Origin of the sequence: Roseinatronobacter monicus (assembly GCF_006716865.1) — a bacterium.
GTDB lineage: Bacteria > Pseudomonadota > Alphaproteobacteria > Rhodobacterales > Rhodobacteraceae > Roseinatronobacter > Roseinatronobacter monicus.
On sequence record NZ_VFPT01000002.1, the window covers coordinates 127,000 to 147,139 of the forward strand.

Genomic DNA, 20,140 nt, shown 5'->3' on the forward strand with positions numbered 1-20,140 from the left:
ACATCTGTGTTGCTGCTGTCCACTGCGTTGCAGTCCGGAATGCTTCGTGCGGAAACACAATCGATTTTCAATTCTGGGCTGGTCTTCTCTGAAGAGAGAGGGTGGGTGTATGAACCCAGTTTAGCACGTTCTACGGTTTTCGAGTATGCACTGCTTATTAATGGGGAGCGAACAAATGTCTTGATTAAAGGCAAGAATGGTAATGCTCCGCCCCTAACGGCGCGCTTGCTAAAAGATAATGGTATTAAGCTGCCTTGGTATGTTCTCGGAAGAGTGGGGCCTGAGAGGGTAGACTATATGAAAGTTGTGGTAGATCACCGACAGCTTACAGTTAAAGTGTTTGTTCCCGACGAGTACTATGAAGCCCCCCACCAGAACCGTTCCATGCGGGCAGATCGGTTTGAGGCCGGATATGGTGCAGTTCTCAGTTATGACCTGAATTACCGCAACCGTCGCGCGGACACACAGTCGGTGGATGACAGCATCCAAGGCCGTTTGAAGGGTATTTTCTCCACGCCCTTTGGAACATTGGTGAACACCGGGCGGGTAAGCCTTTTGGATGGAGCGCTGGATTACCGGCGCAATGAAACTTATATCGAAGTCTTCAATCCTGATAAAGGCCGCATTTTCACCTTTGGTGATATGCAGATAACGCCGAATTCGGATCGTCGTGTCCAAATTGCCGGTGTCGGCGTTCGAACCGAAATGCGTTTCCAGCAGGGCGGTAACCGGCGCACCAGACCTTATGTCTACTTCGACCGCGGATTGCAACGTACGGATGCGGAGGTGGTCTACGACTCGCTTTCGCTTGAAGACACTTGGACGCTTGATGATTACTCAGAGGCCCTGGGAATGCCGGTAACTCGAGCAGAAGATGGGGGCTTAGTCGCACGTGTAACCGACGAGAACGGCAATGATGCCTACGTGGCTGTCAGCGCTGCCGATAATAGCCGGCTATTGCCAGAAGGCGCTATTGAATACCAATTACAAGCGGGTGTTGCACGCAGAACCATCGGGAATACTGAAAGCTATACCAATATTCCTGTGTTCCATGGTAACCTAGTCTTTGGTTTAAGCGACAATTTGACTACGAAATTCGAGGGATCTTTCACCCAAGGTTATCAAAATATCGGTATTGGTGCATACACGATTTTCGGTCGCGGGGTGATTGCAAATGCCGATGTCAGCATAAGCCGGTTTAAAAGAAACCTAGCGGCAGCTGGTCGGGTTTCAATGGGTACCCGAATCGCAAACGGCAATGCCAGTTTGAATGTTACATACAGAGAGAAAGGCTATAGCGATCTGGGCTACGCGGTCCAATTCAATGAAATACAAGGTCTTTCGACTTTGGCCGAGGCCCCGAGTCGCTTTGAGGCCTACGCGAACTACTCTACGACTTGGAATGATTATCGCTATAGCTTCACCGCCGCTTCCAGAAGCATTAATGGTGAAATGGCACACCGTGCAAATCTAAATATTTCTGGTAGTCCATCTGATCGGATGAATGTTTTCGCGTCGCTTAGACATGATTTCAGCAGAAACGACACCTCACTTCGCGCGGGCGTATCCTTCAAGCTTGGTGGCCGGTCTGTTAGCAGCACTGTAAGACGTGCTAACGACAGAACAGTTTCTACAGCGTCTATTCGTCAGCCACTAGGCCGCGAAATCGGTGATGTTGGATACTCGGCAATGTTGAGCCGCTCTGACAGCGGTATCCGCGGTGAAGCCCGTGCCCAAGTAAGAACAGTCGCGGGGACGGTCGAAGGCTCCATCGCAAAACGGGCCAGCTACAGTGAACAGCGGCTACGGTTGACCGGTTCGATTGGTGCCGGCGCGGGCGGTCTGTATTACGGCCAATACGTGCACGATTCATTTGCGCTGGTTGATACCGGGAGGCCAAATGTCCGCATTACCCGTTCGGGCATTCATGTTGGCAGTAGTTCTGTGCTGGGTGGTGTTGTCGTCCCAATCGGTTCGTTCAATCGTCAACGGATTAGTCACGAGCCAATATCTGGCACGTTCTCTGAAATGAGTTCTCGAACGCTCGCAGTGTATCCTAATTCAGGCCTAGCCCTTTCTATGGGTGTGCGCGAGATTAGTGGATTAACGATTAGGTTCGTTTCGACATCAGGTAAGCCTGTTTCGAGAGGAGCAAAGATAACCGTGGCGGGGCAGTCCGAAACTTCGGTAGTAGGTGTTGATGGGGAAGCTTGGGTTAACTTTGCCACACCAGGAACACGAATAACGGTAACTGAGGATCGCAGCGCCTGTGCGGTAGAAGTGCCGGATTTTGAACCCGGTGCGATTTTAGAACTTTTGTGTCGTTAGTTCATCCTGAACAAGGCGTTGTTGCATGGACCCTACGGTTTCTGTTAGGAGGCCGTTTCCCTGATCGATTGGATATACCGCGCTGGTTCTGTCGCAAATTTTCAGTCAGGTTGAGATCAGGCTCGGTGTTTGTCAAACAAGTTGTCCGCCGATTTCATGCAGCGTCTCTGATTTCAGGGGCGCTGATATCGGTTTCTGGATTGAGCCAGACGGGTCCAGCAGGTTGCCAGTTTCGGGTTTTGCCTGACCAGCGTTGCGGGTTTTGGGTTCTGTCGCAAATTTTCAGTCAGGTTGAGATCAGGCTGGCGCTGGACATAATTATGCTGCGAGCTGGGCGAACTGCTGGAATGCGGTCATGCCGTTGGCGCCGAATTGTCCCTTACGGATCATATGCGCGGTCTCGATTCCTTCAAGCGTAGCAGACGCCGAATGGAATGCCTTGAAGCGGCGTTGTTGCATGGATCCTACGGTTTCTGTTAGGAGGCCGTTTCCCTGATCGATTGGATAGCGTTGATGCCGCATAAATTCAATGACGGCCGCCGGCACAAATTCGAGAAGAAGCGGTACCCCGAAGTTCGACAGCAAATCCGGTAAATTCGCTGTCTGCAACTTTCTGACACTATAGTTTTCAATGAGTTACCGCCCTCTGGCCTCCTGCTTCGGCGAAGCTTTGTTGTAACACGTTTGACTGATAATTAGCTTGCATGTTTGGTGCATTCGGACTTAACGTTAGTCCAATGTATACGCGCATCTCAAAATCAGGCGGGCGAAGCTATCTCCAACTGGTGGAGGGGCATCGCGACGCGGAAGGAAAGGTCAGGATCAAGGTGGTCGCCAACCTTGGTCGCTTGGACAGGCTGTCACCCGAGAAGCTCGACCCCCTGATCAACGGGTTGAACAGAGCCATCGGGCGCATAGAGAACACAGCGCACGAGATTACACACGATCCCGCCCGCACCTATGGCACGGTCTTTGCGCTGCATGAGCTGTGGAAAGACCTTGGGTTTGATCGCGCCCTCAACCGCGCGCTGCGCTCGGGCAAGCGCAGCATTGATGCCGAAGCACTCGTCCGGGCGATGGTGTTCAACCGGCTTTGCGATGCCAAAAGCAAGCTGGGTTGCCTGCGCTGGCTGGAGACCGTGGCCACGCCGGCCATGCCCGAGACCGTCACCCATCAGCATTTGCTGCGCGCCATGGACGCGTTGATGGACAACGCTGAAGGGGTCGAGGAAGCTTTGGCGCGCCAGATCCGCCCGCTTGTCGATCATGAGCTGACGATGGTCTTTTATGATCTGACGACCGTACGCATTCATGGTGAGGCTCGACTGGAAGATGATGTCCGTGCCTTTGGCATGAACAAGGAAACCGGCGGCATCGCACGCCAATTCGTGTTGGGCGTGGTTCAGACCGCTGAAGGCCTGCCGCTCATGCACACAGTCCATCCGGGCAATGTGTCCGAGACCAAGACCCTTCAGGGCATGCTCTCGACAGTGCTGGAACGCTTCCCCATCCAGCGCATCATTCTTGTCGCAGATCGGGGCCTGCTAAGCCTCGACAACATCCACCACCTAACGGACATGGCCGATCAGGACGGGCGCAAGCTGGAGTTCATCCTGGCCGTGCCTGCACGGCGCTACAGCGACCTTCTGGAAACCTTCCAGAACTTCGACTTCAGCGACCGTGACGGGTTGCGCGAAGGCAGCTTTGAAGGGCACCGCCTGATTGTCGCGCATGATGCCGGGCGCGCGAAGGAACAGGGTGCGGCGCGTCGTGCAAGGATTGATGAGCTCGATGCCATGGGCAATGCCATGGTCGCCAAGCTCGATCGACAAGATGAAGGAAAAAGCGAGAAAGGCCGCCGCGCCTCAGACCGGGGGGCCTATAGCCGGTTTGTCCGCGCCATTTCAGACGCGGAACTGACGCGCTTCATCAAGGCCGATCTGACAGCGGATCGCTTCAGTTGGGACATAGATGAAGACGCCATCGCTCGGGCAGCCCTGTTTGATGGGAAGCTCGTCCTGCTGACCAATGTCCCCGAGATCACCCCCGCTGACGCAGTCGGGCGCTACAAGGCACTGGCAGATATCGATATCGACCAGACATTTCGACTCTCAAGTGATAAGTTTAAGTTGTTCTGCGCTTTGCCGGGGCGGCAGGCGCCTCAGGTGGGGCGGGCTCGCGCGGATCGCTTTAAGATCCTCGATCATTGTCGCGTCAGCAGTCACCAGCTTCACCGGTTTGCGGTCATGTTTAACCAGGCGGCTGCTTAGGCGGCCGTTGGCGACCCAATAATACAGGGTCGCTTGAGGCATGCCGATGGCTTCGGCTAATTCTCGGATTGTCCACTCGTCGGGTTCGCGCACAATCATCGCTGAGGCGCTGGGTTTTTTGCGCTGTGGTTTGGCGATGCCCGCCGCAACCAGGCGGTGGCGGACCATTTCGGGGGTATAGGTGTTACGACGCTTGGGGGGGACAAAGCCTTCTTCGTTGAGAATATTGGCAATGCAGCGGCTACTGTGGCCAGCTTCGTAGAGTTCCTTCATGCGCGCAATCAGTGCCGGATAGCTGCTGAGCGCGGTGATCCGCGCGACAGGACGGATCACCTTGTGCATCGTTTGATTGCCGCCATGCCAATGACACGTGACCTCCACATGCTCGGTGTCATCAACCATCTTGATGATAACCCTTTCGAGCAGCAGCCGTACAATTTCCTGTCGTTCTCTTTGTGTGGTTGTTGCCGCCTGCCAAAGCGCGGGGAGATCTTGGGTAAGGGTACGGATCGCCTCCAGTTCAGTGCGGCTCGGTGCTTGCAGACGTTCGCGCTGGAAGCGGTCATAATCAACCATGAGGCGCGCTTGGCTCGCCAGCGCCTCTTCCCAACTCTTCTCGAGACTACGCGCAACCAGTCGGTTCTCTGGCTCGACGCTGGCATAACTCCGCCGGGCGCGATCAACCTCGAATTGGGCGCGCTCAAGACGCTGCTGCCATTGACGATCGAGAGATTTGCGTTCCGCTTCAAGGTCGCTGGCGACCGCAAGACTGATCTCGAGCGCGGCTGGTTCCAGCGATCGCAGGATAGCGCGCGACACAGCCTCATCAACCGGGGCCGCTTTAAGCGACTGACAGATTGGTTCTGCGTAGGCCATGTGCATGCCATTGCAGATGTAGCGCGCGACTTGACCATTGTTGTTATAGGTTGGCTGCATCCTCAAGCCGCACGCGCCACAAATCACCATGCCCGATAGCAAAGCGCTTCCAGCCCGGACCGGCCCCTGCGCGCTCGGCAGGTTGGCCCTAATCTGCGCTTGGATGCTCTCGAATTGCTCCAAGCTGATATAGGCCGGCAACCGGTCTGGCAGAAACACCTCGACATTGTCCGGCGCCTTCACGCAGCGCCCGGTTCCAGGACGCCCCGGCTTCTGGCGCCGCCTGTCGACGGGCCGCGCACCCCAGGCATACACACCGGCATAAATAGGATTGTTGAACAGGTTATGCAGCGTGGCTCGGCTTGGGCGGCGCCACTCAAGATCACCCTTGGTCGGGCCATCTTTCCTGCGTATCGGCATCTGTATATTGTGCTCGTTCAGATACCGCAGCACACCTCCAACCGACCGCAGCCGCTCAAACAAATCAAAGATAAGACGGATGACGCCCTGGGCCTGTTCATCAGGTTCGAAGATGACCTCCCCCGACGGGCGCGCTACATAACCCGCTGGCAAACTCTTTGCGAGTTCGCCGCGCCGGGCCTTCGCACGTCGCCCCTCCAGCATTCTTGCCTTGATAATATGCAGTTCGGCCTCGCTCATTGTCCCCTTTAAGCCTAACAGGAGCCTATCGTTGAAATTCGATGGGTCGTAAACGCCATCGGCATCCGCAATCAATGTATCGAATAGGGAGCAAATCTCCAACAACTGGTGCCAGTCCCGGCACGAGCGCGCAAGCCGTGACATCTCGACCCCAAGGACCAATCCGACACGACCCAGTCCGACTTCTGCTACCAGCCGCTGAAAGCCAAGCCGTCCCTCGATCGAGGCGCCCGAGCGTCCCAGATCATCGTCGACCACGACGATCGCTTCCCGCGGCCAGCCAAGTGCGAAAGCCCGGTCAACCAGAGCGTATTGCAGCCGTGTCGATTCCTGATTGCGCTCAACCTGCTGCAGCGTTGATTGGCGAATATAAACGATCGCTTGGCGATCGCGATGCTGTCCGCAGACTTTCTCGGGTAAACTCTGGGCGCGCGGGACCATGATCGATTCTGACGTCATCATCGCTCTCCTTGGTCTCGATCGCGCTGCGGATCTGGCGCAGCGCCATCCGCCCCAACAGTGCGATGGCCTCCTGCCGTCGATCCAACGGCAGCATCTGAAATTCTGGAACTGACGGTACTTCGCTCATCGCGTGATCCCATCCAGCGTGCGAGCGCGCGAAGGGTTCTGTCGCAAATTTTCAGTCAGGTTGAGATCAGGCTGGCGCTGGACATAATTATGCTGCGAGCTGGGCGAACTGCTGGAATGCGGTCATGCCGTTGGCGCCGAATTGTCCCTTACGGATCATATGCGCGGTCTCGATTCCTTCAAGCGTAGCAGACGCCGAATGGAATGCCTTGAAGCCGAGCATTCGACCTGTGATGCGCTTGATGAACCGGTGGTCCTGCTCGAGGATATTGTTCAGGTATTTGACCTGCAGGATCTTGATGGTCTGCCCAGTTCCTGTGAATTTGAGGGTCACATTCACGGCTTCCAGGCCCGCCAGATTTGCCCCACTTTTGTCGATAACGATGCGGTCGGGGATGCCGTTGTTGCCGATTGCACGTCGGAAGAAGCGCCGCGCCGCCGGCTTGTCACGCCGCTCAGATAGCATGAAATCAAGGGTTTGGCCGTTCCGGTCCACCGCGCGGTAGTGATACATCCACTTGCCCTTAACCTTGATGTAAGTCTCATCCATCCGCCAAGAGATGGCCGTCGGACGCTTTTTCGCCTGAGCTTTTGCCGCAATCAATGGGGAGTACTTGACCACCCAACGGTTCAGGGTTGCGTGGTCAACATCGACACCGCGCTCCTGCATTATCTCTTCGAGGTCACGATAGGACACAGGGTAGCGTAGATAGAAAAACACTGCGAACAAGACCACCGATTTCGGGTAATGTGCGCCCTTGAAGTCAATCATCGTTTCCATCCAATCATCACTGCGAAGTCAGCTTCTACAGCGCCGCATCATGCCGTGCTACCCGCATGCACGAGATATTTGCGACAGAACCTTCAGAAACACTTTCTGCTGCACAAGAAGCAATCAAGCGCGGATACAATGAATTTAAAGAAGGTCTCAGCCATGCTTACCGGCAAATCGAAGACCTTGAGAATCGAACTGAAGCCGCCACCCGAACCATCATTGCCTCAGAACCAAAGCGGGAAATGCTGAAAGAGGAAATTGCGAAGGCATCGCAGGCCACTGTTACGCTGCAGGCCGCTCAAGAGCAGGCGCACAGAACCCTTAAACAAGCAAAAAACATGCTTTTGGGGGCCGTCATATTGATCGTGCTCAGCTTGCTTAGAGGTGGTCCTGGTTTTTCGACCAGTTTTATGCCGCGCAGCGCTCTGGCATGGGTTTCCTATCACGCGGCAAGTTTCATGTTTGGTTTGCGATTATCATAAACTTCGTCCGGGGTCATCAGGCCGTGGGATGAATGCGGGCGTTCTTCATTGTAATAAGCGATCCAGGTGCCGATCCCCTGGCGCGCCTCCCGGCCAGTTTCGAAGGTGTTCAAGAAGACGCATTCGTATTTCAAGGACCGCCACAGTCGTTCGATCATGCGGTTGTCGATCCAGCGGCCGCGCCCATCCATCGAAATCTTCACCTTTGCGTCTTTCAAAACGTCGGTGAAATCGGTGCTGGTGAACTGGCTGCCCTGGTCCGAATTGAAAATTTCGGGCGGGCCATAGGTGGCCAGTGCCTCCTTCAAGGCCTCGACGCAGAACCCGGCATCCATAGTATTGGACAGCCGCCAGCTCAGCACCTTGCGGCTGTGCCAGTCCATGATGGCGACCAGATACAAAAACCCGCGCTGCATGCGGATATAGGTAATGTCCGTACACCACACCTGGTTGGGACGCGTGATGGGCAGATCTTTTAGAAGATATGGATAAACCTTGTGTTCGGGGTTTTTCTTACTGGTCTTGGGTTCCTGATAGATCGGCACCAAACGCATGAGCCGCATCAGCCGTCTTGCGCGATGGCGGCCGCATTTGTGACCCTCTCTTTGCATATGACGCGCCATCTGCCGCGAGCCGTACCATGGCGTTTTCAGGAATTGCTCGTCGATGATCTTCATGAATTTCAGGTTTTCCGCGCTTTCACCGCAGGGCTGATAGTACAGCGTCGATCGGGCGAGCGACAGCAGTGTGCATTGCCGCCGGACACTCAGTTTGGGATGATCTTTCTTCACGGCTTTTTGCCTCCAGTCCCGAGAATGAGCCTGGAGGCATCCGCCAAAAAATCCCGTTCCACTACCAATTGGCCAATCTTGGCGTGCAGCTTCTCTACATCCTTGCCGGAAATCACTGGTTCACCAACCGGCTTGGCGTCAAACGACTGCGCCATCTTGGCAATTGCCGTGCGTTTCCAGCCGTTGATCATCGTCGGATGTACTTCATATTTCTTCGACAGCTCTGCCGTCGTCAACTCTTCACGGATCGCTTCCAAGGCAACCTTCGCCTTGAATTCTGCCGTGTAACGCTTCTGTTTCGCCATATCGATTGTTCGTCCTTCTTCAGTTGCCAGAGCTTAGCAACTGGTCCGAATTTCCGCGACCACCTCTACCCCCCGCACCAAACGGATCAATTCAGCCGCGCGCGCCACAGCAGCACTGGCCGGAACGCGGATAATGACATCAGATCCAATCGTCACCGTTATCTCATCACACGTCTCGTCGCGTTCACCGTACCCTGACATGCTGCCAGCGCCCTGTCGTGTCATTGCAACTTCCAATGGCACAAATGCAGGCTCAGACTTATCGGCTGACAGGGTTGCATCACTGACTGCTGTCATGACATCCGCAGGCAGAACCAATTTGCCATCACGCGCCATCCGCCGCCAATCTGACAACTGATGTGGGACAATGTCATAGCGTTTCGCAACGTCCACAACGCGCGCACCAGGTTGAAAACTCTCTGCCACAATCTGCGCTTTCACATCATCTGGCCAACGACGGTTGCCCCGAACAGGCTCAACGAGCCCCAGCCGTCCATCGAATCCACTTCCATCCGCCATAGCATCCTCCAACAATATCAGTCAGAGATTTATCGGCCCGAGACAGAAATGGCGAAAGACCTCAAATCAATGGGACGCAGACGGCGCATACGTTGAACCGCATGGCGAAACGGCGCATCGTTGCGAAGGCGGGAGAGCCGGTTTTGAGCGCGTCAACTTTCCGCGCCTGATCCGGGGTGAGCTTTCCGCGGGGTTTGATGCACAGCGCGGCCGCGATGACCGGGGAAATCGCGTGCCCAGTTTCCGGGTCCCGGACTGGCTTAAGGATTTCGTGCTCTACCTTGGGGTCGATTGCTTGCTGTTCGGCTCTGCGCCAACCCGCCAGCAACCGCTGCAGATGCGTTAGACTCCCCTCGTAACCACGCTCTTGGATCAGACGGAACAGGGCGCTTCCAGTTCGAATGCCGTCCTGCCAGCTTTGGCGCAGGAACTCTTCAAAGTACCACGGCGAAGTCCGCTTCAAAGCTGCCCGCCTGCGGTCCGGTGGTGTCTCGAACTGCAGCCATTTCGCGATGCTGCGACGCGGGAACCCTGTTCGCCGCCCGATCTCGCTGCAGGAAAGCCCCTGATTTCGGAGCCCATGGATGGTCGTGAAAATCTCCTCTCGAGACGTCCTGTGCGCAAGGCGTGACTTCAGAAGGTTACCGGCCGCGGCGATGTTGTCGGCGTCGGACAGCAGCGCCCTGCCGGTCGCACGGCCGTGAAGGTTCATTTGCTCCTCAATGGCCTGCCGCAGGTTTTGCACGATATGGAACCGGTCCGCGACCTGCTTCGCCTGCGGTGCCCCTTGCCGTGCAGCCTGGGCGTAGAGACCACAGCGATCTCTGCTGATCACTTCCACCTCGGGGTGTCGCTTCAGCCAGTTGGTGCAGGTGACGACATCCCGATCCTCAAGAATGTCGATCACCACGCGACGCTCCAGATCCACAATAATCGTGCCGTAGGTTTTCGACTTCCGCCAGCTCCAGTCGTCGATCCCGATGACCGTCGGCGCCTCGGCGATGTCTTGAGTACGCTTCTTCAGCTGCCTGAGCACCGTGTCATCGCTGACCCCAAGGCCCAAACGATGCAACAACCGCTCGGCAGGCCGTCCGCCGGTCGCATGCCCAAGATGGCTGACAATCTCCCCGACACGCGAAGTACGACGTGCAAATGGACGCGCAATCGAGACGACCTGGTCCGAGAAAGTCCGGCGCGGGCAAGCGGACGCCAAACATCGCCAACGGCAAACCGCGAGATCAACCGTAACCCCATCTCCATGGGCGGGATAATCCTGCAGTCGCCGACGCCGCCAGCCGTGACGTCGTCGTGAATGCAATCCACAGTCTGGGCAAATGCCGTTGGGTGCCAAGACGCCAGATACAATCCACCCGCCGGATTCACTTCGCTCAACGCTTTGAACGGCAACATCGCTCCCGGGCGACCAGTGCTTCTTCGAGCTCACGACTATCCCTCCTGAATTTTCCAGTTTCAGGATAGTTGTGCCACACAAAGTGAGGCAGAGCCGATTTAAGGGCAAAGCGACACCCGCAGAATAAACCTGTAGCGGACCTCCATCATATGCATTGATGGTTACAACATAGCATTCAGCCCCTGCGGCTCAGAAATTTTGACGATCGACCCACAGCAAACCAAATGCAAAAATGACGGCCGCTGCGATAAGACACCACGCTAGCGCAAACCCTCCGCTGGTTTCAACGATCATCCCGAACAGTGGTGGCGCCAGTACCCCGCCCAGATTGGTGGCAACCATATTGTAGCCAATCGCACCACCAGATCGTGGCGGGTCAATGCTCTGCAAGGTCAATGCCACCTGCACCCCTGTCGCAGAGCAAATCGTAAGCCCGAGAACTGCGACCACAAGCGGAGCAAGCAGGACCGCATTGCTCGGACCGATAGTTGCCATCGCCAGCAAGCTGACTGCGGACACCCCGGTAACAATCATCAGCGTCAGGCGAGAGTCCGCGCGAAAGAACCAATCGGTGGCCCAGCCCCAAAAAACCCGTCCAGCTATGCTACAAATATGCAACAGACTGAGACAGGCATTCGCCATAGGCAGGCCAAACCCGGCACCAAGGCGCAAGAATTCTATCAGGTGGCTCCACAGGATGAACTGCGCGCCGTTATTCAGGCCGCTGGCCAAATTATTGCGGCCCAGAACCGGATTTCTGAACAACAACCGGATGGCTGCGAGTTCCTCTGACAGAGCAACTCTCGGAGTGGCATTTTTATCATTGTCAGCGGGTAAAAGCAGGAAGGCCACGCCGCAGGCGGCTGTCACAGCCCCGACGCCCATGACAACACCTTGCCAGCTTGCGACCGGGGCGAGCAATGCCGCGCTGGTGCCTAATGCGCCGCCCAATGGCACGCCGGTCTGCTTTATGCCCATGAGCGTGGCGCGGACCCCGGTCGGATACCACAGCATGACCGCACGCCCCGCTGCCGGATTGACAAGGCTGTATCCGGAACCGACAATGAACATCCCCGCAAACGCTTGGCCGATACCTTGCGCGAGTGCGAACACCACTGTCCCGGCCACCATGACCAGCCCCGCCAAAAGCAGTGACATCCGCACTCCGATGACATCGCTCAAGCGTCCGGCAGGAATCGATAGCAAGGTGATACCCAGTGCATAGGCACTTGCGATAAGCCCGATCTCAGTTGCCGAAAGCTGGAGTTCTGCGGCAATCAATGGGCTGCAAGCCAGAACTGCCAGCAAATTCATAGCGCCCAGACAGTGCGCCCCGACAAGCAGGCCAAATTGCGGCCAGATCTGCTGGGGGCCCTTCGGGAATGCGGTCATCACAGAGATACCTTGTAATCAGGTCAGTAAGGGGGAACAATCGCATCAGACCTTTCAAAATGACATACCGATCAGACGGTGCTCTGCCAAAATGGCCAATTGCAGTCATCACTCCTGAATTTTCCAATTTCTTCGGTCCATTTCCTCATTTATATGTAAAATGTAGTCGAAAAGCCTTCTGTTTAGCTGCTAGCGTGTTCTTGGAATGGTTACCCATTCCAATCAACTGTAACACCAGCTCCGTCGCCTGACATCGTCTTAAACCGCTCCGAGATAATTTAAGATCCAGCAAATACCAATTCAGGAACAACCTGATCAGAGCAACCACCAACGCGACCCTTCGCCGCGAAATCCAACAAGGAAGAAAATCATGTTCAACATCACACCCTCACTCAAAGGCTCTGCAGCGGTGATAGCTACAGCAGCTATGGCGTTTGCACCTGCGCTCGCAAGCGCAAGCCCGCTGGGTAGCGATCCGATCCGCTTGGTCATTCCGTTCGGCCCCGGTGGCGGCAGCGACATTACGGCACGCGTATTGTCCGCGACTGCACCCGAGTTTTGTGGCCCGCGGATCGACGTGGTCAGCATGTCGGGTGCCGCAGGCCTTGAGGCCGTAAATTTTGTCCGTAATGCCCCTGCCAATGGGCACACGCTGCTCGTCTCGGATTATGGCCCTGTTGTAACATCAGGCTTTCTTGATGATGTAGATTGGAGCCACGATGACTGGCAACCTGTCATGAATTTCACGGAATGGCTGCCGACTGTTTACACACGCCCCGACCATCCGATCCAAACCATAGAGGACTGGGTCGCGGCCGCCGAAGCTGATCCTGGTAGCATCACTTTCGGCCATGCCAATCCTATGGGGCTGGTGCATCTGCCGCTCATCCTGTTTGAAATGGAAACCGGGCTGGAAAATATTCACGTACCAACCTCTGGCGGCGGCGAAACCCGCAGTCTGATCATGGGTGGTCACATCGACCTTGGCATGACACTGCCGCCGAGCATTGCATCAGAAGTCGCATCTGGAGAATTGACAGCCTTGGGGGTTTTCTCGGCAGAACGTTCGCCTGTCCTACCCGATACACGGACATTCCGCGAAGCCGGATATGATGTTGTGTTGCCAGCATGGCTGATGGTGATCGCTACTTCTGACGTCCCTGCGGAAACGGTCGAATACTTGCAGGACTGCTTCATGGAAGCCCTGGCATCGCCCACGGCGATCGCAATGAGCGATCGTGTCAACGCGGGTATCGAGCCTCTGAACGCGGCGGATTCGACAGCGCTTTATCAGGCGACGGTTGCCTCGATTGGTGACATCCTACGCAGCATGGGCGAGATCGATTAAACTGCTCCGGCCTCCGCAAGTGGAAACGCGCGGGGGCCTTTTTCGATCCCAAACATCGGCGGTTCCCGATCCGCCAGATTGAAAATTCAAAACAACCATTCAGGCGGTCCCAATGATGCTGGAAGCCTTTGTTGATGCGCTTTACCTTGCCTTCAGCCCCGAAGTCATTCTGTATGTGGCCATCGGTGTTTTCATGGGGGTTACACTGGGTGCAATCCCCGGCCTGAGCGGCGACATGGCAATCGCCATCTTGCTGCCGATCGTATTTTTCCTTGAACCGGCTGCGGCACTTGGATTGCTGACGGGCATTTATAAGGGGGGGATGTTTGGCGGGTCGATTTCTGCAATCTCATTCGGGGTGCCGGGCACGCCCGGCTCTGCGGCAACGGCGATTGATGGCTATCAGGCCAAGCTGAAAGGTTACCCGAACAAAGCGCTGAATACGGCGCTTTATTCGTCGGTGATCGGCGACACCACAAGTGACTTTGTGCTTATCTTCCTAGCGCTGCCGCTGGCTATTGTTGCGCTCACATTCGGGCCGGTGGAATTCTTCGCGCTCTATGCTTTCTCGCTTTTGCTGATCTCGGCGCTGACCAAAGGCAAAGTGGCGAAAGGGGTGGCGATGGCCGCGCTCGGCATTCTGCTGGCCATGATCGGTCGCGACCCTATCGGGGGCTCGGTCCGGCTGACATTCGGCATCCCTGAACTGTCGGGTGGCCTTGCGCTGATCCCTGTGCTTGTCGGCATATTCGCGGTGTCAGAACTAATCATACAGTTGTCGAAGGCGTGGATGGAGCGGGTCCGCCGGATCGTTGATGAGACCAAACAACAGGCGCAATCACTGCTGGGCGATTATGACGCCAGCAAAGACAAGTTGACCTTCGCCGAGTTCCGCGCCACGATGAAGGCCACATGGATTGGCACAACGATGGGCACGCTAATCGGGGCCCTGCCCGGCGCGGGGTCATCTCTGGCGGCGTTCATCAGCTATGGGCTTGCACAACGCTTTTCACGGCACCCTGGCGAGTTCGGAAAAGGATCGCTTGAAGGTGTCGCTGCTGCCGAGGCCGGCAATAGTGCGACTTCCGGCTCCACGCTCATTCCGCTTTTTGCCTTCGGCATTCCGGGCAGTGCTACTGCCGCGCTATTTGGGGCGGCTTTTATCTTGATGGGGATGACGCCCGGCCCTCGACTGATCTATGATCATACTGAGGTCATCTATGCGCTGTTCCTGATCCTGATCTATGCCAACATCATCAATCTCGCGCTATCGCATTTCCTGCTGCCACTGTATTCCAAGATTGCCATGATCAAGTCGCGTATTCTGCTGCCCATTGTCTGCGTGCTAGCTATTCTGGGCACCTTCGCTGCAGGCAATTCGGTGATTGATGTCTGGGTGCTGCTGTTTGCCGGACTGCTAGGGGTTGTGTTGCGGGTCTATAATTTTCCGCTGGCGCCGCTGATTCTTGGTTTCATCGTCGCACCCGGAGCAGAGCGCGCCTTGCGTCAATCGCTATTGATCGGTCGGGGTGAATGGACACACTTGCTGTCGAGCCCAATTGCCATTGGCCTGTATGCGACCGCTGCGATCATGATCTTCACCTTTACCGTGGTTATGCGCGAGCGAAAGTAACTTGTGTTCCGAAAGGGTGCCAAAGATGAAGAATATCTTTTCAACTGCCTTTACCCGTCTGGACTTTTTCACTGGGCTGGTCACCATAATTATTGGCGTGGTTGGCCTGCTGGACATCACCTACGGCAACTGGCGTCCGGGGCCCGGACTGGGGCCTCATGCCTTTCCGCAGCTTGCCTACATCACCCTGATCATTGCAGGTCTTGCAATCTGGATTGATGTGCTGCGCGGCAAATCTGATGACCCCCCGGAAAACCTGCGCGCGATTTTGCTGACGGGCGTGGGGTTGGTCGCAATAGGCATGGGTATGTTCTGGTTGATTGGAAAACTGGGATTGATCGTCAGCGTGGCCGCGACGCTGATCGGAGCGAGCTTTCTGCTGACGCGCCATCCTTTTCAGCATTGGCCCAGTACAATTGTGGTTCCGATCATTGCCACAGCAGTAATCTGGGTTCTGTTTGTTCAACTGATTAACATACCTCTGCCACGTGGATTGCTATTCTGAAGGTCTCGCTTCCGATATATGTTCTGGCATGTTGGAGATCCTTACAAAAGCACCGCCGTTTATTGTATGAATTGGAACTCGCTGATCCCCTAAAATGATGGTATCATTCAGGCACTCTTTCATCGGTAATTGCTTCGTATTCTGGTTATACAGCTACTTTCTGTAGACGCACCCGGCCTTTTGAAGCCTCTTTTTTCGGAGATTAGCGTAGCGACCAGAATCTGCCCACCTGCCGATACTGCCGCTTGCAGGCGTATTCGAAAGAGGCTGCCTCTCTGTCCGACGCTGCGCGGATTCTGAAAGACCGCTTCGCGGAATGTCGCACCACAAGCCGGCCGGCCGCTTTGGGCCGGGCACGTCGATTACCTTACCTTCGACGCAAGGGGCGGAAAGCTGTCTGTTGCCGGTGCCGCATTGCGTCTGCAGAAACTCGCGAAAGCGGCCGGTCGCTGAGCTGTTTCCTTTCAACCAACGCAATAAGCGGGGCAATTTCAACATCCACCCTCAAAGCCGTATCAACCCCATCGACAGCTTTCCGCGCTGGCGGCGCCGATAAAGCCCTGCGAGCACCATTATGAACAGCCCGATGAAGCCAAATGTCAGTATGGGATAGTGCTCTGCTGGAATTACAGGCCGCAACAGGAACATCATCACAGCGCACCAGCCAGCAAGCGATAATGTTTCGCCTATAGCGTTTCGCGTTAAACCTGAATCACCTAACTCTGCCTGAAATCTTCGATTTCAACGCGTTACGTGATACGTGATGTTTCAAGGTAAACGCGAAACGCTTTAAGAGCAACGTCCAGTGGACCCGCGGTGCGCGATGGCGTCGGGGCAAGCTGTAGGGGAACAGTGTGTTCACCCCTGCGCCGAACAGGATCAGGATCGTCCACAGGCCGCCATTTTGCGGTGTCGCGACGGCCAGTCCGAAGCCGAAAGCGAAAATCGTGGGAATAAGAAAAACGCTCCGAAGTGCTTTGCGCACGCGCCTTTGCGCGACGATCACGGGCAGGTAGTGCAAAAGCCACGCTGCGGTGAGCAGTGCAAGAATACTAAAGCCTGGCCACCACAGACGCAGATACTCCAACAGCGGCAGCCCATTTCGCGGGGTCATGGAAAGGTTCCACGCCAGCAGCGCCAGAATGAACATGGCATGGCGGCGGGCCATGCGTGGGCCTTTGGGGTTGGCTGGGTTGAAATGTTGCTGCAAGGCAAGCGGCATGAACACGACATAGGCCAGCGCCATCGCAAACGCCTGATGCCGCCATTCGGGGACAAAACCCCAGTGCAAATAGACCAACGCCCAAGCCAGTGCCATGAGCACAGGAAAGCCAAAGATTATGGCCAAAGCGATTGTAGCGCCGCGATCTGTGGTCATGGGGTGCTTTCTGGCACGGGTCAAAAACGGCGCGTATAGGCGGGTGGCTTGTTGTTGTTTTTGCGCGCATGGACGAAAATCATCGCCCCGATCCCCGCTCCGATCACGGCCCCAATAACACTTGCGACAGGGTCGTGATCAGGCCCCAACGTGAGCGTGAATATAATGCTGAAAAACGCGGCCGTAGACATCCATTCTCCGATCAGCAAGGTCAGGTTTGCCAGTGCGCTCGCACCGTGTCTTCGGGCAAGTGCCATGGGGAAAATCACATTTTCCAACAGGCCGATCATGAACACCCATGCCCAGATCATTTCAGCCACAGACCAGCCGCTCATGACCCCGAAAAATGCAGCAAGGGCAAGCGATGCCCCGATCAGCATGCTGATCTCTTTGAACAACACACGGCGCATTCGGGGGTTTTTCCGAATACTGGGAAGGTAACGCCACAGCCACACAGCCCCGCCAACAGCAATCCATAGCAGAACCAGCCACCAGATGCTTTCGCGATCCAGTGCCACAGCCACCGGCAGAAACCCCACGGCGCCCATGAACAGGGACAGAATCCCGAAAATCACCATGATATGACGTCGGGCCATGCGTGGGCCATAGGTGGATGCGGGCCAGTTATGTTGCATCAGTAGGCCGGGCATCAGCATGACGACAAGGACTGACAGCCAGAGAAAATCATCTGAACTGCCTGCTGCCGGAGAATCCAACCACCACAGAAAAGCCCCCAATCCTACGAAAAGAAATACTACAAAGGCGAGCACGGCAAACGAGAGGTGGGTATCGCGGTCGGTTGTCATTTGTTTATATCCATCAATAAAATCCGCCTCAGGGCTAATGGCGATAGAATTTATGAGGCCGGTTCGGGGTCTGCCCCCGCCAATCCAACCATGCAAAGACAAGCGTCACCGCAGTCAATGCCCCTGCAATCCCGATGGTCGAGATGACGAGATAGGCAATCTGCTGATCTGGATCGTCAGGGCGGCCAAACCCGCTTAGCACAAGAAAAGTCAGTAGCGCCGCGCCAAAGGACAAATGTTCGCCGATGCTGATGACCCCGCGTCCAAGTCGGATGGCCCCATGCCGGGGCAGCGTTTCGGGCAGCACGACAGTGCTGACCACGCCCAGACATATCAACCATATCCAAAGGGCGTGCGCCGGCGTGGACTGCGCAATCAGCCAAAGCGGCACGGCCAAGAGCGAGGTGATTCCCACTCGAAGCGCGGCGCGGCGGCCCAAAGCGCGGCGGGCAGACGGGCGTATGTGGTTGACATGAAAAAGAAGTTCCCACAGGCTCATAGCCGCAATCACCCCAAGAAAGGGCAACCATTTCAGAAGCATCGTTGCAAGGTCATCATTGAGCTGCGGTTCGCCGGGCGCCAATAGCAGGGCCAGAATGCCTGCAAAGCTGATAAAGCGCCGCCGCATCTTGCGTGGGCCGTTCGGCACCGCACTGTTTCGCTCTTGCCACAACGCAGAGGGCGCAAGCCAGATCAACGCCAAGGCCATGACCAGTGCGGTGTGATAAGGTTCGCGCGGGGTGTCAGGCATGGCTAGCGCCACCACTTGCATCGCCCCGAGGAACAACGCGGGCAGCCCGGCCAGGAAAACCAGCGACCAGAGCGCATCACGGTTGGTTTTCACAGCGTGTCCCAGTCGCGCAAGCGGTGTTTGCGGCGGTCATAAAGCAGCGACAGGGCCAAGCCCAAGCCCATCACACTCCAAAAAATGCCAGACCTGACAAGATACTCCCACGGGACCCCGACGAATCCCGCCGTAACCCACGCTTCCCGCCAGGCCCACATCCACATCAAGGCGCCCCACCCGATGACGAAAAACAGCGCATATCCAAGGAACACGCGCATGCATGACCGATAATGCGGTGGTCGCAACCGCAGGCCCAGTCTGCGTAAGGCGTGATCCATATGGGGGTCATAATTCGCGGACCACATGCCGGTTGCCCGTAGCTCTGCCAGTGCAGCGGCCAGTTTGCGGTCGAATTCCGCCTTGTCTGTCATCGAAATACCCGAACGATCCTCAACACGCGCAATATGACTTGCATATCAAGCATCGTGCAAGCATAAATTCATGCATGACATGAATTTATACTCGGGGGGCAGATGCAACGCATTCAACGCATGGCGACAGCGCTTTTGCCCGTGATGGGCGTGTTCTGTCTGTTTTACGTTATCTTCACCGGGCATGATGCGCTTGATCTGGCCATCCTGACGCCCGAGCGCTGGCTTGAAAGCCGATATGCCGATCCGCAAGCGCAAATCGCGCAAAGCACGCGGATCATCGCGGCCTTTGCCATGCTTAGCCCGGTCATCGCGGGGCTCGTGGCCGTGTTCATGGCGATCTATGTGCTTAACCTTGTGCGCCAAGGCGTGCTGTTTGATGAACGCATCGCGCAGGGGTTCCGCGTGGCCGGGGTGGCGACAGCCGTTTCGGGCATTCTGGGCATGGCGATATCGTGGCTCAGGCCCACCATCCTGTCTTGGCACAACCAGGGCGGCGCGCTTGCGCCCGATGTCTTCTTCCACTCTGACACGGCCGGGCTGATCGTCTGCGGGGCCATGTTCTGGCTGGTCGGCTGGATCATGCGCGAGGCAATACGTATTGCCGATGACAATGAGGGCTTTGTCTGATGCAAATCATCGTCAGGCTGGATGTGATGCTGGCCAAACGCAAGATGAAATCCAAGGATCTGGCCGAGGTCATCGGCATCAGCACCCAAAACCTCAGCCTGCTGAAAACCGGTCAGGTGCGCGGCATCCGGTTTGAAACGCTGGCGAAGATTTGCGCCGCGCTCGACTGCCAGCCGGGCGACCTGCTGGAAGCCATGCCTGACGACTGATCAAAACGCCTGCGGG

17 protein-coding genes and 3 pseudogenes are annotated in these 20,140 nt (G+C 56.1%); 8 read left to right on the forward strand and 12 right to left on the reverse strand.

Annotated features, from left to right (window positions below; translation table 11 throughout):
• The first annotated feature begins 39 nt into the window (after positions 1-39).
• Positions 40-2,328 (forward strand): fimbria/pilus outer membrane usher protein, encoded by a 2,289-nt coding sequence (locus BD293_RS18565; RefSeq protein WP_170207219.1) that lies wholly within the window; start codon positions 40-42, stop codon positions 2,326-2,328.
• A 318-nt stretch (positions 2,329-2,646) separates the two neighbouring features.
• Here BD293_RS18565 and BD293_RS18575 read toward each other — a convergent pair.
• Positions 2,647-2,772: pseudogene (locus BD293_RS18575) on the reverse strand (IS6 family transposase); the annotation flags it as partial.
• 293 nt (positions 2,773-3,065) lie between these two features.
• Here BD293_RS18575 and BD293_RS18580 point away from each other — a divergent pair.
• Positions 3,066-4,481, forward strand: a pseudogene (locus BD293_RS18580) (IS1634 family transposase); the annotation flags it as partial.
• Here the strand turns inward: BD293_RS18580 and BD293_RS18585 are convergent.
• From BD293_RS18585 to BD293_RS18590, 3 genes are all read right to left on the reverse strand, one after another.
• Positions 4,440-6,593 carry a recombinase family protein gene (locus BD293_RS18585; RefSeq protein WP_142084381.1) on the reverse strand — a complete coding sequence of 718 codons (2,154 nt, stop codon included), beginning with the start codon at positions 6,591-6,593 and terminating at the stop codon, positions 4,440-4,442. The pseudogene BD293_RS18580 and the gene BD293_RS18585 overlap by 42 nt on opposite strands.
• Positions 6,475-6,723: a hypothetical protein gene (locus BD293_RS23190; protein ID WP_170207012.1), complete on the reverse strand. Its 249-nt coding sequence runs from the start codon at positions 6,721-6,723 to the stop codon at positions 6,475-6,477. The genes BD293_RS18585 and BD293_RS23190 overlap by 119 nt, the downstream gene beginning before the upstream one ends.
• 87 nt (positions 6,724-6,810) lie before the next feature.
• Positions 6,811-7,494, reverse strand: a complete 684-nt coding sequence (locus BD293_RS18590) for an IS6 family transposase (protein WP_142085063.1) — start codon at positions 7,492-7,494, stop codon at positions 6,811-6,813.
• 65 nt (positions 7,495-7,559) lie between these two features.
• Between BD293_RS18590 and BD293_RS18595 the strand changes: the two genes are divergently transcribed.
• On the forward strand, positions 7,560-7,979 hold the full coding sequence (locus BD293_RS18595; RefSeq protein WP_142084894.1) for a hypothetical protein: 420 nt from the start codon (positions 7,560-7,562) through the stop codon (positions 7,977-7,979).
• On the opposite strand, the gene BD293_RS18600 is transcribed toward BD293_RS18595, so the two are convergent.
• The 4 genes and pseudogenes from BD293_RS18600 to BD293_RS18615 all read right to left on the reverse strand — a co-directional run bounded on the left by BD293_RS18600 (position 7,940) and on the right by BD293_RS18615 (position 12,397).
• A protein-coding gene (locus tag BD293_RS18600) for an IS3 family transposase (protein ID WP_246086208.1) occupies positions 7,940-9,075 on the reverse strand; the annotation gives its coding sequence in 2 pieces (ribosomal slippage) (positions 7,940-8,808 and positions 8,808-9,075; 1,137 coding nt in all). The two genes, BD293_RS18595 and BD293_RS18600, sit on opposite strands and share 40 nt — an antisense overlap.
• A 33-nt stretch (positions 9,076-9,108) precedes the next feature.
• A complete protein-coding gene (gene tnpA, locus BD293_RS18605; RefSeq protein ID WP_142084896.1) occupies positions 9,109-9,594 on the reverse strand; it encodes an IS66-like element accessory protein TnpA in 486 nt (161 codons plus the stop codon).
• Between the two features lie 91 nt (positions 9,595-9,685).
• Positions 9,686-11,038 (reverse strand): annotated as a pseudogene (locus BD293_RS18610) (ISL3 family transposase); the annotation flags it as partial.
• 156 nt (positions 11,039-11,194) lie between these two features.
• Entirely contained in the window at positions 11,195-12,397 is a 1,203-nt protein-coding gene (locus tag BD293_RS18615; RefSeq protein ID WP_170207221.1) for an MFS transporter, read from the reverse strand.
• A 370-nt stretch (positions 12,398-12,767) separates the two neighbouring features.
• On the opposite strand from BD293_RS18615, the gene BD293_RS18620 reads away from it, so the two are divergent.
• From BD293_RS18620 to BD293_RS18630, 3 genes are all read left to right on the forward strand, one after another.
• On the forward strand, positions 12,768-13,745 hold the full coding sequence (locus tag BD293_RS18620) for a tripartite tricarboxylate transporter substrate binding protein (protein WP_142084901.1): 978 nt from the start codon (positions 12,768-12,770) through the stop codon (positions 13,743-13,745).
• 112 nt (positions 13,746-13,857) lie between these two features.
• Positions 13,858-15,378 carry a tripartite tricarboxylate transporter permease gene (locus tag BD293_RS18625; RefSeq protein WP_211841088.1) on the forward strand — a complete coding sequence of 507 codons (1,521 nt, stop codon included), beginning with the start codon at positions 13,858-13,860 and terminating at the stop codon, positions 15,376-15,378.
• 25 nt (positions 15,379-15,403) lie between these two features.
• Positions 15,404-15,883: a tripartite tricarboxylate transporter TctB family protein gene (locus BD293_RS18630; protein WP_142084903.1), complete on the forward strand. Its 480-nt coding sequence runs from the start codon at positions 15,404-15,406 to the stop codon at positions 15,881-15,883.
• A 712-nt stretch (positions 15,884-16,595) separates the two neighbouring features.
• On the opposite strand, the gene BD293_RS18635 is transcribed toward BD293_RS18630, so the two are convergent.
• The 4 genes from BD293_RS18635 to BD293_RS18650 all read right to left on the reverse strand — a co-directional run bounded on the left by BD293_RS18635 (position 16,596) and on the right by BD293_RS18650 (position 19,285).
• The gene (locus BD293_RS18635; RefSeq protein WP_142084905.1) at positions 16,596-17,201 is read right to left on the reverse strand and encodes a hypothetical protein; all 606 of its coding nucleotides are present in this window, start codon (positions 17,199-17,201) and stop codon (positions 16,596-16,598) included.
• An 80-nt stretch (positions 17,202-17,281) separates the two neighbouring features.
• Positions 17,282-18,067, reverse strand: a complete 786-nt coding sequence (locus tag BD293_RS18640) for a hypothetical protein (RefSeq protein ID WP_142084907.1) — start codon at positions 18,065-18,067, stop codon at positions 17,282-17,284.
• Positions 18,068-18,101: 34 nt separating this feature from the next.
• The gene (locus BD293_RS18645) at positions 18,102-18,911 is read right to left on the reverse strand and encodes a hypothetical protein (RefSeq protein WP_142084908.1); all 810 of its coding nucleotides are present in this window, start codon (positions 18,909-18,911) and stop codon (positions 18,102-18,104) included.
• Positions 18,908-19,285, reverse strand: coding sequence for a DUF6404 family protein (locus tag BD293_RS18650; protein ID WP_142084910.1), 378 nt, complete (start codon positions 19,283-19,285; stop codon positions 18,908-18,910). Before BD293_RS18650 ends, BD293_RS18645 begins: the two co-directional genes overlap by 4 nt.
• Positions 19,286-19,387: 102 nt before the next feature.
• Here BD293_RS18650 and BD293_RS18655 point away from each other — a divergent pair, with 102 nt between their 5' ends.
• Both BD293_RS18655 and BD293_RS18660 read left to right on the forward strand, forming a co-directional pair.
• Positions 19,388-19,915 (forward strand): DUF2975 domain-containing protein, encoded by a 528-nt coding sequence (locus BD293_RS18655; RefSeq protein ID WP_142084912.1) that lies wholly within the window; start codon positions 19,388-19,390, stop codon positions 19,913-19,915.
• Complete coding sequence (locus BD293_RS18660) at positions 19,915-20,124, forward strand: helix-turn-helix domain-containing protein (RefSeq protein WP_142084914.1); 210 nt, start codon at positions 19,915-19,917, stop codon at positions 20,122-20,124. The genes BD293_RS18655 and BD293_RS18660 overlap by 1 nt, the downstream gene beginning before the upstream one ends.
• The last annotated feature ends 16 nt before the right edge of the window (positions 20,125-20,140 follow it).